The organism is Lachnoclostridium phytofermentans ISDg (assembly GCF_000018685.1).
GTDB lineage: Bacteria > Bacillota > Clostridia > Lachnospirales > Lachnospiraceae > Lachnoclostridium > Lachnoclostridium phytofermentans.
On record NC_010001.1, the window covers coordinates 3815972 to 3830531 of the forward strand.

The 14560-nt window shown below is 32.5% G+C and carries 17 protein-coding genes; 1 reads left to right on the top strand and 16 read right to left on the bottom strand.

What is annotated here, in order from left to right; genetic code table 11:
• Positions 1 to 342: 342 nt before the first annotated feature.
• Positions 343 to 900, bottom strand: a complete 558-nt coding sequence (locus CPHY_RS16170) for a hypothetical protein (RefSeq protein ID WP_012201126.1) — start codon at positions 898 to 900, stop codon at positions 343 to 345.
• Between the two features lie 318 nt (positions 901 to 1218).
• Between CPHY_RS16170 and CPHY_RS16175 the strand changes: the two genes are divergently transcribed.
• Positions 1219 to 2073 carry an AAA family ATPase gene (locus tag CPHY_RS16175; RefSeq protein ID WP_012201127.1) on the top strand — a complete coding sequence of 285 codons (855 nt, stop codon included), beginning with the start codon at positions 1219 to 1221 and terminating at the stop codon, positions 2071 to 2073.
• Between the two features lie 124 nt (positions 2074 to 2197).
• Here the strand turns inward: CPHY_RS16175 and CPHY_RS16180 are convergent, their stop codons facing one another.
• From CPHY_RS16180 to CPHY_RS16250, 15 genes are all read right to left on the bottom strand, one after another.
• Positions 2198 to 2752, bottom strand: coding sequence for a rubrerythrin family protein (locus CPHY_RS16180; RefSeq protein WP_012201128.1), 555 nt, complete (start codon positions 2750 to 2752; stop codon positions 2198 to 2200).
• Between the two features lie 318 nt (positions 2753 to 3070).
• Positions 3071 to 3916, bottom strand: a complete 846-nt coding sequence (locus CPHY_RS16185) for a 2-oxoacid:ferredoxin oxidoreductase subunit beta (RefSeq protein WP_012201129.1) — start codon at positions 3914 to 3916, stop codon at positions 3071 to 3073.
• Position 3917: 1 nt separating this feature from the next.
• A complete protein-coding gene (locus CPHY_RS16190) occupies positions 3918 to 5588 on the bottom strand; it encodes a 2-oxoacid:acceptor oxidoreductase subunit alpha (protein ID WP_012201130.1) in 1671 nt (556 codons plus the stop codon).
• Positions 5589 to 6235: 647 nt separating this feature from the next.
• On the bottom strand, positions 6236 to 6697 hold the full coding sequence (locus tag CPHY_RS16195) for a GNAT family N-acetyltransferase (protein ID WP_012201131.1): 462 nt from the start codon (positions 6695 to 6697) through the stop codon (positions 6236 to 6238).
• A gap of 166 nt (positions 6698 to 6863) precedes the next feature.
• Positions 6864 to 7382 carry a GNAT family N-acetyltransferase gene (locus CPHY_RS16200; RefSeq protein WP_049762404.1) on the bottom strand — a complete coding sequence of 173 codons (519 nt, stop codon included), beginning with the start codon at positions 7380 to 7382 and terminating at the stop codon, positions 6864 to 6866.
• Positions 7383 to 7387: 5 nt separating this feature from the next.
• Positions 7388 to 7573: a hypothetical protein gene (locus CPHY_RS16205; protein ID WP_041703739.1), complete on the bottom strand. Its 186-nt coding sequence runs from the start codon at positions 7571 to 7573 to the stop codon at positions 7388 to 7390.
• A gap of 280 nt (positions 7574 to 7853) precedes the next feature.
• On the bottom strand, positions 7854 to 8177 hold the full coding sequence (locus CPHY_RS21385) for an ElyC/SanA/YdcF family protein (RefSeq protein WP_081428567.1): 324 nt from the start codon (positions 8175 to 8177) through the stop codon (positions 7854 to 7856).
• Positions 8086 to 8778: a metallophosphoesterase family protein gene (locus CPHY_RS16215; protein WP_012201133.1), complete on the bottom strand. Its 693-nt coding sequence runs from the start codon at positions 8776 to 8778 to the stop codon at positions 8086 to 8088. The genes CPHY_RS21385 and CPHY_RS16215 overlap by 92 nt, the downstream gene beginning before the upstream one ends.
• 259 nt (positions 8779 to 9037) lie before the next feature.
• Positions 9038 to 10261 (bottom strand): UTP--glucose-1-phosphate uridylyltransferase, encoded by a 1224-nt coding sequence (locus CPHY_RS16220; RefSeq protein WP_012201134.1) that lies wholly within the window; start codon positions 10259 to 10261, stop codon positions 9038 to 9040.
• Between the two features lie 151 nt (positions 10262 to 10412).
• Positions 10413 to 10883, bottom strand: coding sequence for a GyrI-like domain-containing protein (locus CPHY_RS16225; protein WP_012201135.1), 471 nt, complete (start codon positions 10881 to 10883; stop codon positions 10413 to 10415).
• Between the two features lie 45 nt (positions 10884 to 10928).
• Positions 10929 to 11507 (bottom strand): MBL fold metallo-hydrolase, encoded by a 579-nt coding sequence (locus CPHY_RS16230; RefSeq protein ID WP_012201136.1) that lies wholly within the window; start codon positions 11505 to 11507, stop codon positions 10929 to 10931.
• A gap of 482 nt (positions 11508 to 11989) precedes the next feature.
• Positions 11990 to 12241 (bottom strand): TIGR04076 family protein, encoded by a 252-nt coding sequence (locus CPHY_RS16235; RefSeq protein ID WP_041703740.1) that lies wholly within the window; start codon positions 12239 to 12241, stop codon positions 11990 to 11992.
• A gap of 268 nt (positions 12242 to 12509) precedes the next feature.
• The gene (locus CPHY_RS20985; RefSeq protein ID WP_012201138.1) at positions 12510 to 13355 is read right to left on the bottom strand and encodes a helix-turn-helix domain-containing protein; all 846 of its coding nucleotides are present in this window, start codon (positions 13353 to 13355) and stop codon (positions 12510 to 12512) included.
• A gap of 118 nt (positions 13356 to 13473) precedes the next feature.
• Positions 13474 to 13941, bottom strand: a complete 468-nt coding sequence (locus tag CPHY_RS16245) for an NUDIX domain-containing protein (protein ID WP_012201139.1) — start codon at positions 13939 to 13941, stop codon at positions 13474 to 13476.
• Between the two features lie 22 nt (positions 13942 to 13963).
• A complete protein-coding gene (locus CPHY_RS16250; protein ID WP_012201140.1) occupies positions 13964 to 14494 on the bottom strand; it encodes a GNAT family N-acetyltransferase in 531 nt (176 codons plus the stop codon).
• Positions 14495 to 14560 lie beyond the last annotated feature (66 nt).

Sequence of the window (14560 nt, forward strand, 5' to 3'; positions counted from 1 at the left end):
TTTTATAAAGTAAAGCTCTAAAATTGTATTATAATTTTAGAGCTTTACTTCTTTCTATTCACTTCTTGCTATCATGCTTATTAACGGAAAACCATTCTGCTTTTACTACATCATGGCTATGTTTTGTTAAAATATGTTGATTCCACGATAAATATTGCACTTATCACTTTGTTGATGTCTGTTATAATCAAAGCATTAAACAAACGAACTGGTAAGCTGTATTACTTGTTATTATTAAGAAAAAGAACCCTCCTCGAACTTTTCCTTGTCATGAATATAGAAGGACAAATAGAATACTCCCCAACTTCTTCATGGATTATTATTCAATTTGCCCAGGGTAATTTAACATACATAAAATTGCTTAATTAGACCTTCAAACATCTCATCTGCCATCTTTAAGGCTTCTTCCTCAATCTCATCAAAAATTGCTACGTCCTCAGCATATTTACCACTTAATCTTAATACGGCTTCTTGTTCTGTCATCTGAAGATGACTATCGAAGAAATCTCTCCAATCCTCTACATCCCAGTATGGATTAATCTCAGCTAAAAATGTTACTATTTCGTCTGCGTTTTCATACCATTTACGACGAGCTTCATCCGCTGCCGCAGTATCTCCCTTTTTCAATGCATTCACTAACTCACCTGCAAGTTGCAAATGTTGAGTAAAAAGGTCTTCAAACTCTAGCGCAGTCTGCCTTCCATAGAATAGTCTGAAAAGATTTCCAAAATCAGTTGGATTTCTCATTAGTCTCTTCGTAACTGGTTCCAAATCTCCCAATGATGCTGCTGTGCTGATGATAAAAGAACGTGTCCAAAGAACATGCTGTTGCCATAGATCACGTAACTCATTTGATAAATCTAATTGTCTTCTTGTGAATTCGTAGTTCATACAATCCATACCATAACTCCTTGAAGAAGTTTCATATAATTTATTGTATGCTTGAAAAAATAGTGGGTTACTGAATTTTTTGTATTCTTTATTTACATTTTGATTATGTGGATACTCAAAAGAAATCTTATTCTAACATAATCCTTTATAAACTGTTTAACTATTGATTTAATAAGTATATACCACTATCTGCAGTATCTTGTTTCTGCTTTAGTTGTTGTTTTTGTATAAATTCAGGTCATGTAAGATTAAATTATTGATATTGAACATATGTTCTGTATGAGATATAATATAGCTTATAATAGAAGGTTTCAGTGAGGTGTAACTATGATTTATCTAGATTCTTTTACCTTTCCGGACGACGAGATGGAGTTTGACTTCATATTATCTATACAACGAAAATGTTATAACACTTTTTATCCCTTTAAGATATTGTCAAGGAAAGAACTCTCAATACTAAACTTTGAACCAATCACAATTTTATATGGTGGTAATGGTTCTGGTAAAACAACAGCTTTAAATATTATTTCGGAAAAGCTTAAGTTAAAAAGAGATTCCAGGTTTAATCAATCTAGCTTTTTCCCTGATTATATCAAGCTTTGTGACTATTCACTGTTAAGAGAAATCCCAAGCAATAGTAGGACAATTACCAGTGATGATGTATTTGACTATATGTTAAACATTCGAATGATGAACGAAGGTATTGATGTCAAACGAGAAGAACTTTTTGATGACTATTTAGATGCCAAGTATTCCAGTTTTAAATTCAACTCCATGGATGATTATGAACAATTAAAAAAGGTGAACCAAGCAAGAAGTAAAACGCAATCAAAATATATTCGTACTAATCTTATGGAAAATATACGAGAACATTCAAACGGTGAAAATGCATTTCTGTATTTTCAAGAAAAAATACAAGAAAATGGATTGTATCTTCTTGATGAGCCTGAGAATAGTCTCTCGCCAGAACGACAGATGGAACTCATTAACTTCATACAAGATTCCGTTAGATTTTTTGGGTGTCAATTCATAATATCAACGCACTCTCCATTCTTATTAAGTATGAAATATGCTAAAATCTATGATCTTGATGAAACTCCAGTGAAGGTTAAGCCTTGGACAGAACTTAAAAATATCAAAATGTACCATGAGTTTTTTGAAGCACATAGAAATGAGTTTTAATATCTTGTTATCTTATTTTTAAGTACATCATGTCATAACTTTTCTTTGCCATATAAAAAAGTGACTATGAAACCTTGTAGATAAAATCAGGTTTGATAGTCACTTTCTATTTTTTTATTTCCGATTAGAACTCTTTATACATCTCCTTTTTCGCGCCACATACTGGACAATTATCAGGAGCATCATCTAGTATGGTATGACCGCAAACTGGACAGATATGAACAGAAGTGAATTCCATATCTTTACCTTCTTTAGCACATTCCTGTGCTTTAGCAAACATATCAGCATGAATTTTTTCTGCTTCTAACGCGAAATGGAAGGAACGCTGTGCACCTTTTTCTCCTTGAAACTCGGCAGTATTTAAATATACTGGGTACATCTGCTCTACTTCGTGGAGTTCACCATTAATTGCTCCTTGAAGGTTATCCACTGTTTTACCATTACCGAATACACCACCTGCTGTTACAGTTGCATCTGCCATCTCTCCATCAATTTCACGAAAATGATTGTTCGCATGAACCAACTCAGCATATGCGATTGCTTCAAATAATCTTGCAATGTTCTTAAAGCCTTCCTTTTCTGCAATCTTAGCCCATGTTAAATATCTCATATGAGCTAAGCTTTCTCCGCCATATGCGGAATGTAAAAAGTCACTTGTCATAGCGTTTTGAACTGCCATATTTATACCTCCTAATTATTCCGGGATCAAGGCTTGTATTCTTTAAAAGGATAAGCATCGTTTTGATTCCCTTTTTATATTTAATAAGGTCCCAGTGAAAGTACGATGTTATAATATACTTTCACTGATACCAATATTACAAAACTTTGTTTCCATCTTCTTTGGGTGATAAATTTTTTAATTATACCTTTGACAATATTTCTATGACCTATACTAATTTCTATGACTTAACTATTTTCTATGACTTATACTATTTTCTATGACTTATACTGTTTCTATGACTTATTCAATTTTCTATTTTATACATATTTTCTATACTTATACAAATTCATTCATTAATTGCTTAATAACCGTGCTATCTCTTTGCCGTTCAACCAGTGGCTCTCTTCCTGCTAGAACAATATTTTTTTGATGGAAGGTTTGTTTTTGTTCTTGATATAACACGCCAATTGGAATTCTATCATCAAATTCCATTGCACGTTCCATAGCCTCTAGTTTATTGGAAGAATCATAGTCTTCCTCCAAGTGATATACTCTACTCTTATAATAGGCATACGTATTTACTTTGTTAAAGGTAACGCAAGGTTGTAATATATCTACTATTGCATAACCAGGATAAGTAATTGCCTGTTTCATAATCTCAGTTAAGTGTTTGGTATCTCCACTAAATGCTCTGGCTACAAACCCTGCTCCTGCTGCTATCGCCATAAGAACTGGGTTTAGAGGAGTATTCACACTACCAGTTACTTGAACACCAGTAATCTGTCCTTCTGATGTCGTAGGGGAAGCCTGACCTTTCGTTAAACCATAAATCTGATTATCATGAACAAAGTGCGTAATACCAACATTTCTCCTGATGTTATGAATAAAATGATTACCACCTTCGCCATAAGAATCGCCGTCTCCTGTGTCTACAATTACCGTCAGTTTTTCATTTGCAATCTTAGCAGCAACTGCTGCCGGTAATGATCTTCCGTGTAGTCCACAAAAACTATTTGCACTAATATATTGAGGTGTCTTCGCTGCCTGACCAATTCCACCTACCATTAAAACTTCATAAGGATCTTTCTTTAATTCTTCTAGCGCTGTCTTAAGACATTGTAGAATACTAAAATTACCGCACCCTGGACACCATGCTGTTTCATACGTTTTGAATTCACACATACTACTTCTGACCTCCTTTTCGTATTTTTTCTACGATCTCTTCACCGGAAATCTGTCTGCCATCGTATTTTAAAATACTACCAGTACAAAGAATTCCAGTCTGTTCACGAATAAGGTCTTTTAATTGCCCCGTTGCATTTTGCTCTATGTTAACAATTTGCTTTGCTTTACTTGCCTTTTCCATTAAGAGTTTCGTAGGAAGTGGGTAAACATCACCAAAGGATAATGCACCATATTTACCAGGTTCATCTTCATTAAGTATACTTACCGCTTCTGCAATCGGACCATAGGTGGATCCCCATCCAAGGAATAAGGTCTCACAGTTTTCCTCACCAAAAAATTCTGGCTCTAAGAGCTCTTCTCTTAAAAGTTCTAGCTTCTTCATACGTTTATCCATCATTTGATTGCGCACATCCGCCGACTCTGTAATAAAGCCACGCTCATCATGTTCATCACTATCAACTGATACAAAGTTTCTTGACTTTCCGGGAATCAGTCTTGGCGAGATACCATTTTCCGTTAATTGATACCTTAAGTATTCTCCCTCTTTGTATTCGTCATTCGAAGGATTAGCAATTTTTATATTTGATATATCAAATGGTTCTACTGTCGCTGTAGAATCTCCCAAATATTGATCGCTTAATATAATGACTGGTATCTGATACTTTTCTGTAATGTCAAATGCACGAATCGTTTGGTAAAATGCATCCTTATGATTTCTAAGTGCAATCACCATCCTTGGAAACTCTCCTTGAGCCGCAGAAATTACGAATTTCAAATCACTCTGTTCTGTTCTAGTAGGCAATCCAGTTGCAGGACCTGGACGTTGTACATTCACCGCAACCAAAGGAATCTCTGCGATACCAGAAAGTCCTAGTGCCTCAACTTTTAAACAAAATCCTCCGCCAGAGGTTCCTGTCATAGCTCTTGCTCCTGCATACGAAGCTCCAATAGCCATATTAATGGCAGCAATCTCATCTTCTGCCTGCTCTACAACGAAATCTGCTTCCACACTCTTAGAAGCTAGATATTCCATAATAGCTGTTGATGGTGACATAGGATATGCAGAATAGAACTTAATTCCTGCTGCAATTGCTCCAAGTGCTAATGACTTACTACCAGATATAATCATCCAATCACTAAAGTTACCAGGTGTTATAGAAAATCTAGTTTCTACACTTTCATAACCAAGCCTTACTGCTTTTACGTTCATATCAAGATACGCTTCTTTTACTAAGTTCTTCATTGTCTCTTCTACATGATCTGTAGCGATACCAAAAAGCTTTAATATTACACCAATCGCAATACTTCCGGAAACTCGAACGTTACCAAGTTCTTTTGCCATACCACCCATATTAAGCTTAATTGCTTTTGGATCTGTAGTAGTTAATTTCGTATCACATAAAATAAAACCATCTTGCTTTAAATTTTGTTTATGTAATTCTACAGTATCATCATCAAGGGCTATCATACCGTCCAATTCATTACTATGTGATGTTATTATTTCATTTCCAAAACGAATCAAGGAAAAGTTATGTCCGCCTCGAACACGAGACATAAAATCCTTTATTGTAAATACATAATATCCTGCTTTTTTAAGTAAAACTTCTAGGTTTGCAACCGTTGTATCGATTCCTTGCCCGGCTGCACCACCAACTAAAATATTGTACATAATGCACCTCCTTAATAATTTAGTATTTTATTGTATTATATAACTTATATTACCATAAAACAACCAAATATGAGTAGTATTTTTTATACATTTTGCAAAACACTCTATATTTAATTGTTAATATGCGTTTATAGACAATGTTAATCGCCTCATTCTAATAATGTGTCCTTATATTTATTAATTGTGATATTATTCTCATATTGCAGATACTATTCATCAGAACACAACATGATAACTATTAATTTTTCAGCTTACTATTCAAACGTGACTTTTTCTGAGTTTTCAAATTTTCTATTTAATCAAATATTTTTTATTTTTTTATATTCACATTTAATCTGCAAAATTTTCCTATGGGTGCATTTATGTGAAATATTTAAACGTTATACTATATTCTTAAAGTAATGTATTATGTATTTAAATAGATTCTTAGCCATACCCACTATTAAATGTGATAACCACTTTATGATTGATAAAATTGAGGAGAAGTCAACAGAGCTGTCACTAAAGTGTGGCAGCTCTGCATAAAGGTAATATGTTTTAAGTTATTTGTGTATTGTTATTTATGTACTGTAATCTTGACTACTTCTGGATAATTTTAAGTAGTGCTATAAATCTATAGCTTATCCGATTTTACCCAAATCTTTGAATCAGATATCACGCTGTAATATGAATTTAACAACTTTTACGTTGCCATCCATTTCTGTACCATTTATAAGAAAGCCACATTTTTTTGTATAAAAATTAATATTTTCAGTTTTATCTTCCGGAGTTACCAATGTTATTGTTCTCCAATCACTATAGTATTCTAGAGCATATCTGAAAGCTCCACTACCTAACCCTTGATGTTGATATTGTGGAATCAGACAAAGGCAACCCAAATAATAATTTCCATCTCCTCTATTCTCAAGAGATATAACGCCTACAGGTAACTCATCCATCGTTATAATGTGTTTTTCAGATTTCTGCAGTGACAAAGTCATACTTTCTACTGTTCTCCCATACGCTGGGCATTCACCATATTTCAGATAATCCGATAAGAATGCTTTGTTGTACAATTCTATCAATAATTCTGAATCTTTTTCATTCGCTTTTTGATATCTAATATTCATCAAAATTCTCCTTATATTAAGCTTATTTATTCTTAAGAATACTTTTTGATGTATTAATACTCATTCAGTATAGAATCCAACTTATACATAAGTGATTTATCTTATATTCTATGTTCCTTCAAAGTATTCTACTATAAGCCTCAACTCTAAGTCTTTTTCAACTCTATTAATAACGATGCAATACATAATATCGAAGCATATCATCTTCATGAGTATATAAAAATCCTAACTTCTCTAGAACATGCTGACTCCTTCTATTTCTTAATACCGCATCAGCATATAATGTTAATAGACCTAAACTTTTAAAAGCATAGTCAATCATTAGCCTTTCAGCCTGTGTACCATACCCATGCCCTTTAACACTATCATTTACAAGTGCTACGCTTAATGTACCGCACCTCTTTTTAAAATCTATGTACTTAATCTGTATTTCACCAATTGTTTTATCATCTAGGCAAATAGCAAAGTAATGTCGCGTCGGGTCTAATACTTTATTTTCATAATAATCATCCACTAAAGGTTTCGAATATATATATGACTTTATATCCGAATCTTTAGAAAAAATCATAGGGTCATAAATATATTGCTTATAAAATTCATGAACTCTCTCTTTGGTATACGGTAATAAAGAAATCTTAGGCATATCATTTCCTCTGTTTTTTCTTGTTTCGATATGTTGATCCAACCCATTCACACTTCCATTTCATATAAAGCCATTGACTGACCATTGTCATAATCAATGATTTTAACAATTTTAAATCCTGCATTAAGGTATATCTGCCTTACTTCTTTTTCATTAAGACCCCACGCTGTTACTTCTCGCATTACCCATATGGCTTTATCAACTTCTCCTATTTTTAACTTTAACTCATTCATACAATAGCTCCACCTTTTACTGATTCTCTGTTTCTTACTTCTTTTACTTCGTATCTATAGAGCATATAAGAATGTCCAAGTAACTTTTAAAATGAACCCTCTTTTAGTGATAAAAATTCATGATTAAATTGATTTCCTAAACGCGTAAGTTCACCTAGTACACGATTTAATCCATTATCTGTTTTATACCAATTATCTCTATTAATATCATGTCCATTTTCATTATATGTAACTGAACTAATAAAGAACTTAGTGTTAGGAAACGCAAATTGATAGAACATTAAGCATCTCCTTGCATGAAAGTTTTTACAGCATATAATTTCTGTTTTGGGACTAATGCCTTTGGCATTAGTACTTGTCTTGTAAATCTTGCATTTTCAGCTGTGCTCCCAGATTGGTTTTCACCTATAATCTTTTCTTTTTCAACATTATTTATTGTTAATACATCCGTATAGAAATCACATTCCGTCAGATAATCTTTATGATATATCTCACATTTTGATTTTACACCATTAAATTTTCCGGTCTTTACACTTACACCACCCGAAGGAACTATGATAGGTGCATAACCATTTAAGGCTGATAAATTCCGGTATCCACTCATTAGCTATACCATGTAATAATAAAAACTGTGTTTTACCATTACTGTACAGCGGAACGCCTACTGAACCAGCATTCAAAATCATCTTTCCATTATGTTCAATTTTATTCTGAATATGAGTATGACCACATAATATAACGGATGATGCTATGGAGTCCATAATTTCATAAGTCCTAGCGCTCTTTGTTACTAGTTTTTCATTTACTTTATAGGGTGAACCATGACATATTGTAAGCTGAGGCATATCATCGATAGTAATGGTTTCAGCGGGTTGTAGCTTCTGAAAAAATTCTAAATCTTTCTTGTCTAGATGGTTATAAGTATACAGCATTGCACCTGTCGTAGAATTATTATCCTGCCATATTATTTCACTATTCTCACGAAAATTTAGCCAATAATCATCTTTGTTTCCCTTTATAAAATTGCACTCATATTTCGTATTCATCTCATAAATTATTTGCATGGTTTTTTGGGGATAACCTAGATCACCAAGATAATCACCCAAAAATATATATCTATTTATGTTATGAGATAACGCATAATCAATGCATTTTTTCAAAGCAATATAATTACTATGAATATCTGATAAAACTGCAATATCCATTTATGTATTCCACTCCTTATTTGTTAATTGACCACAAATTATAATTTCATTCTCATTCAAGGTAATAAGCTTAAATTTTCAATTAAGATTAATTAGAGTGTACCTAAGGGCTCCTTTTAAAAACAAAAATCTATGAATATCATGGATTTCTATCAAGCACGTTATTGGATTATAATTCTGCCACCTTATAGTACATTGATTAAAAAGCTTACCAGCACATCTATTATTTATGTACTCTACTGTGTACTAGAGTAATACTCTATATATCATATCCATTTTTCATCAAAAGTTGCTGCGCGGTACTTATTGAATCAACACCAGTGGCATTTTTAATAGGAGCAAATTCTTTTTCTCTGATTACTTCGAACGGAAGGCAGTTATCGAAAAGATGAACCATATCTAATACAAGTTCTTCAAATTTATATCCATTAGGTTCTTTCGGTTCAATATATTTATCATCAACAGTTAGATATGGTATTTTTTTCTCTACCACATGAATAGGTAAATCATACTTCATAATATCTTCTAATTTATCTAAGCGGAACAAATAATTTAGCGTAACTCCAAATGCATAGCTTAACTCACCATTATCTTTTCTTTCATTAAGTATTTCGTCAGTCATCTCGTAATATTCTACAATAGATGGCTTTCCATCTTCTAAGCATAATACACCAACACGTTCATCTGGATTAGATTTTCTTACTACTTTTGCACCGCTTAAATGATTGGTTGCAATTGTGGCACCAACAAAATATGGATCTGCAATTTTTTGGAGAACATTATCGACAGAAAACACATTTATCCACTCTATTTTACTATTATGTAAGTCATCAAGTATATTTGCCTTAACCATAGATGAAAACCAACCTCCATTGCCATTAGGAGATAGTGAAAGTTGGTCTGGGGCTTCCATTAATAATTTGCCAGCATAATCCACCGAAGGAGTCATATCTTGAATATAAAAAGTTATAAAATCGTTGGGATAACCAAAAAAGTCATGTTCATTCAAAAAAGATATCGTTTGCTCATTATTTTTTTTACTTGTCATTATGTATAATGGTATCCAAGTATCTGCCGCTTTTGCTGTATCTATAATATTTTTAAATATTAATTCAAATATAAATACATCTTTTGTAAGACCTATATTTACCATTCCTTTAGGAATTTCACATCCTAGACGTGTACCTTGTCCTCCTGCTAATACAACCGCAGCAACTTTACCAGTTTGAATTGTCTTAATACCAATATCATAATATATATCTTTATTGGATTTAATTTGTTCAATACTCATCCCTTCAAGGGGTTCGTATATGACACTATTTTTGCTGATATTTTTATGAATGCAATAAATAAGTTTCCAATCTACTTTTTCTATTTGGGCAGCTAAATTATCCTTGTCATCTTGAGATAATTTATCATAATAAGATAAAAGATGCTCCTGATTGTGTTCCTTTAGTAGCAATGATAAATCACTTTTATTCATAACTTTCTCCCCTTATGATATATGCAATTATTTCTCCAAACTAAGAAAATAGTTTATATACTAAAAAAGCTCCCTTCTTTAATGATATTTCAAGAGCGTGTAGCGTATGTAGACCCATAATAATTACCTATTAACTCTGCCTGATTTCCCATTAATTAGATAATCTCCGTATCGGAAAAAACATGTATCCTTTTCCTGTTTCAGGGCAATTGAAATCATGCACAGCACCTGCTAATGTTATATTGTTCTCCTGTAAATATTTAATTACGTTTTGAAAAGTATCATTATTTTCATTTTCAACATAAATATACTCATACCCAGGAACAACCCATTTCGTCCATCCAAGCGGAGCTTCTGAACCATCTAAGCATTCTACTCCGGCAAGATATAAGCCTTGCGAAAAATCATTTTCCCAAGGGTTGAACGAGTGCGAAAAATCAGACATTACTCCCCATATTCCGAGAAGATTCCCGTTATCGTCCTTTTTCGCTAAGTGTGACACTTCATTAAAATGTGAGTTTGCATCATCCCAAAGTTTTTCAATAAATCCATCGCCATCCTTTGTTGATCCTTCTTTCCCAATAACAATAAATGAATCTACTATACATTTTTCTATATTCATAAAGAGCCTCCATAATCATATTATATAGTTGATAAACAAAAATATTTATAATTTTATTTCTAAACCGTCATACGCAATATGATATTTATTTAAATTGGAATGAAACTCCAAGTTCTCATGTATGTCATTTCCTTCATGTGATATATGCGTAGCATAGACATAGGTATTTTCGTTAATAATCTTTCTAACTCGCATTTCATTAATAATTTCAATGACTTGTCCGCTATCTAGATGACCTCCTTGATTATACCCTTTTCCATAAGTTTGGTCTAAAACAACTAAATCAAGTTTATAATTTTGGATTATGTTCCATGCTTTGCTTGATAAATTTAACAAATCAGTACCATAAAAGATATATTTTCCTTTATGTCCGATTATATATACTAAGGCTTCTAATCGTTTATCGTGTTCTGAATCTATTGCTATTATTTCATAATCATTTAGTACTTTTATATCTCCACTTTTTATCAAATGTAAATTATAATTCATATCTTTCTGCCAACTAGTATCATTTATATCAAAAGTTGGTTCATTTTCTTTTATCCAATGATTCATATCACTACATGTACCAGAAGAGCAAATAATATCAAGATGAGTTAGGTTTTTTGTAGCATATTTCTTCATATAGATTTTCCTCTTTCTAACAATCTATGATTTTCGTAAAAATCATGGGATTCCGTAAGTACGAGATGGGATTTAAAATCCAATCCTGTATGTTTTTCCTTGCCTTTAATGTTACTCCTTCTTCTTCCGATAATCGCTTAACATACATTAATAACCTCCATAATAATTTGATGATGTAAACTCATTTTATCAGATTTTTAAATATAAATAAACATAAATTACCAAACCAGTTGTGTATTACTAAAATTTTATATGCACTCTCTCTACACTTTATCAAATAGTGTAATCTTCTCAAGCATTAAAATTATGACCACTCTAGAGTATATTTAGGATCAAAACTCAGAACTAGAGAACCTGATAATCATGAATAATGCAATGTCAAAAAAGTGGTGCACATACGGTGTACATTTAAGCGCAACAAAAAATCCCTTGAAAATCAAGAGATTTTGTAAACGCGAGACGGGATTCTAATCATATCCCTTTTATACATCTATTCTCTCTCCATGGATTACCACACGTCCTCCATCTGGACATTTTGCATCAAATACAGGAGCCTTACCATCGCCATAATCTAAAATCGCTCCGTTTTGTAACGCATAAATCGACGGATATGCGCAATTCCATAATTCATGACACATAGGCGGACATAAATCTTCTACGATGAAACAATCTCCACTTTTATGATAACCACCTCGGCATTTGCTTTCAACAACCGTTATTTTAACCTTTATCATATGTTTCTCCACCCCAATTCTAATTTATAAGTTCTGATACAATTTATTATAATCAGTAGGTAATTCCGTAAAGCCATCCCAATCTAAAAACTATTTTGTGTTTAATTAAAAAGTTCGAATTAATTTAATACCTTATTATATACCCACTCCTCTAAAGCTCTTTTGCTGAATATATAATGGCCTCCCACTTTAGTATAAGGTATTCCTTCTAACTTACCGTTTTCAATATCTATAATTAAAGCATCTTGTTCATAACCGAGCACATTCCCTAGTTACACAAGCATTTTTCCGAACCAAATCCTAAACAGTTTATTTCTTCAATAGATAGATTAATATTTCTATTCTTATATTCTTGTATAACCTGTTCCCGTATAAAATTAGCATCACCTAACGTTGCTAATAAAAATTTGCATTTTGTACACCTCATATAGGTATTAAAAATTGTTGATTTCAGTAATCCATTGTCAGCTAAATCTTTTACAAAAGAATAAAAAAGAAGTTTTGGTAAAGGTTTTATTTTGGATACTTTTGAATAAACTTCGGGAAGAGAATTACTTATTTTCATTACACAAATAATTATCTGCGAATATTCATGAGAATATTTTTCAGTAAGCTGCTTGGCTTCGATTCTATAATCTAATGTATTCTTATCAAAAAAACCTTTTCTAATGAGTGAATCATATATTTCTTTATGTTCCAAATAATATAAATCTCCGAAATATTCTTTATGTATCGGAGCAGGTAAAAACGCCACTATCTTTTCTATATCGCTTAATTCATCAATTGCACACTCTATTCCAGCTTTACGATATTCTGAAGGTGCTATTCCATATTCTAGTAGGAAGGCTCTTGTATAAGCTTCATTACTCTCATAGCCATTATCAACAGCAATATCTAGAATACGATTTTGTTTCAAAAGTGATTGTGTACTTAATTCTAAACGACGTTTCTTTATGTATTTATAGGGTGTATACCCTATAATCTGCTTAAAACTTTCTATGAAATATGGAATTGACATATCTGCGATCTTACTACATTGCTCAATAGTTATTACATCAGGAATGTTCTTATTAATATATTCGATGGAGTCAAAAATGCTAGTTAAATTACTCATGGACTACCTCCTATTTACCGACATTATAACAAAGTTAAATTCAAAGTACTTGATAAAAATTAAGATAAGTATTAAATCTTTGAATTTAAAGGTAATCCATTCTGCGCCAAAAGGGGTTCTAGTTTGAACGAACACATCCTAAATACTGAGGATGACTTACATTAACTAGATCTGTAATTCTACCAGATAATTGTGTTGGACGGAAAGTAACTTTATCTATTTCATCTAAGGACATCCATAAACTTTCTTCTTGTTGCCAGTCTTTTTCTGTGATTTCAATAGTTTTTTCACTTATCAGTTTTGCAAGGAAAATATGTATTATTCTATGAGAATAATCAAAATGTTTTTCTCGTAGCTCATTGTTATCACAAATTTCTTCTGCAAGTGCAATAAATCTAATAACTCTTACTTTATATCCTGTTTCTTCTAAAACTTCTCTTGTAACGGCATCTTCCATCGTTTCAAATTGATTTTGACCACCACCAGGTAGATCAAAATAGACCTCGTTATTTTCTGTAATACATCTATTAACAAGTATTCTATCATTATGTAGAATAATTGCTTTAGCTGCGCTCCTAATTGCCATATCATTTACCTACCTTTTTAAACTATTTTATGGCTATATTCTTAGAGAAAAATAATACCAAGTCATCATCGTTACAACATTGCGCATACTGCCCTAATTGTTTGCCCTGATACCAAACCCCTGAGCCATCAGGTATATATCCACGTTTAACATATATTCTTTGCGCTGCTCCATATCCTGAATGTACACCAACTGCCAGATATACCAAATCACTAATATTTGCGGCTTCTCCCTCCACAATATCTAAAAGTTTATTTCCGATTCCTAGATTATTCTTGTCAAAAAACACTCCAAAATCAACGATCTCTGGAATGTTCTGATTGCCAAAAGGTCCCTCTTCAGGACTTAATACAAGGGTGCAGATTCCGGCTACATTTCCTTCATATACTGCTACAAAGACTTTTCTTTTATTTTCTTGTTGCTCTTTAAAATATCCTAAATATGTTTCCAAAGATGGATGCCAGCCATAAGATAAATATGTATTATAAAAAACACCTGCATCTTCTATCAGTATATCCCTAATTGTTAACGTGCTTGATTCAAAGTATATCATACTATCATCCCTTTACTATCTCTCGCATTTTGACGGAGATTTTTGACTTATCCGATTGCCAGGATT

What these genes read in the sequence shown, in the direction of transcription:
- CPHY_RS16170 (WP_012201126.1), bottom strand. Translation starts at nt 900, where the DNA reads ATGGATTGTATGAACTACGAATTCACAAGAAGACAATTAGATTTATCA.
- CPHY_RS16175 (WP_012201127.1), top strand. Translation starts at nt 1,219, where the DNA reads ATGATTTATCTAGATTCTTTTACCTTTCCGGACGACGAGATGGAGTTT.
- CPHY_RS16180 (WP_012201128.1), bottom strand. Translation starts at nt 2,752, where the DNA reads ATGGCAGTTCAAAACGCTATGACAAGTGACTTTTTACATTCCGCATAT.
- CPHY_RS16185 (WP_012201129.1), bottom strand. Translation starts at nt 3,916, where the DNA reads ATGTGTGAATTCAAAACGTATGAAACAGCATGGTGTCCAGGGTGCGGT.
- CPHY_RS16190 (WP_012201130.1), bottom strand. Translation starts at nt 5,588, where the DNA reads ATGTACAATATTTTAGTTGGTGGTGCAGCCGGGCAAGGAATCGATACA.
- CPHY_RS16195 (WP_012201131.1), bottom strand. Translation starts at nt 6,697, where the DNA reads ATGAATATTAGATATCAAAAAGCGAATGAAAAAGATTCAGAATTATTG.
- CPHY_RS16205 (WP_041703739.1), bottom strand. Translation starts at nt 7,573, where the DNA reads ATGAATGAGTTAAAGTTAAAAATAGGAGAAGTTGATAAAGCCATATGG.
- CPHY_RS21385 (WP_081428567.1), bottom strand. Translation starts at nt 8,177, where the DNA reads ATGAGTGGATACCGGAATTTATCAGCCTTAAATGGTTATGCACCTATC.
- CPHY_RS16215 (WP_012201133.1), bottom strand. Translation starts at nt 8,778, where the DNA reads ATGGATATTGCAGTTTTATCAGATATTCATAGTAATTATATTGCTTTG.
- CPHY_RS16220 (WP_012201134.1), bottom strand. Translation starts at nt 10,261, where the DNA reads ATGAATAAAAGTGATTTATCATTGCTACTAAAGGAACACAATCAGGAG.
- CPHY_RS16225 (WP_012201135.1), bottom strand. Translation starts at nt 10,883, where the DNA reads ATGAATATAGAAAAATGTATAGTAGATTCATTTATTGTTATTGGGAAA.
- CPHY_RS16230 (WP_012201136.1), bottom strand. Translation starts at nt 11,507, where the DNA reads ATGAAGAAATATGCTACAAAAAACCTAACTCATCTTGATATTATTTGC.
- CPHY_RS16235 (WP_041703740.1), bottom strand. Translation starts at nt 12,241, where the DNA reads ATGATAAAGGTTAAAATAACGGTTGTTGAAAGCAAATGCCGAGGTGGT.
- CPHY_RS20985 (WP_012201138.1), bottom strand. Translation starts at nt 13,355, where the DNA reads ATGAGTAATTTAACTAGCATTTTTGACTCCATCGAATATATTAATAAG.
- CPHY_RS16245 (WP_012201139.1), bottom strand. Translation starts at nt 13,941, where the DNA reads ATGGCAATTAGGAGCGCAGCTAAAGCAATTATTCTACATAATGATAGA.
- CPHY_RS16250 (WP_012201140.1), bottom strand. Translation starts at nt 14,494, where the DNA reads ATGATATACTTTGAATCAAGCACGTTAACAATTAGGGATATACTGATA.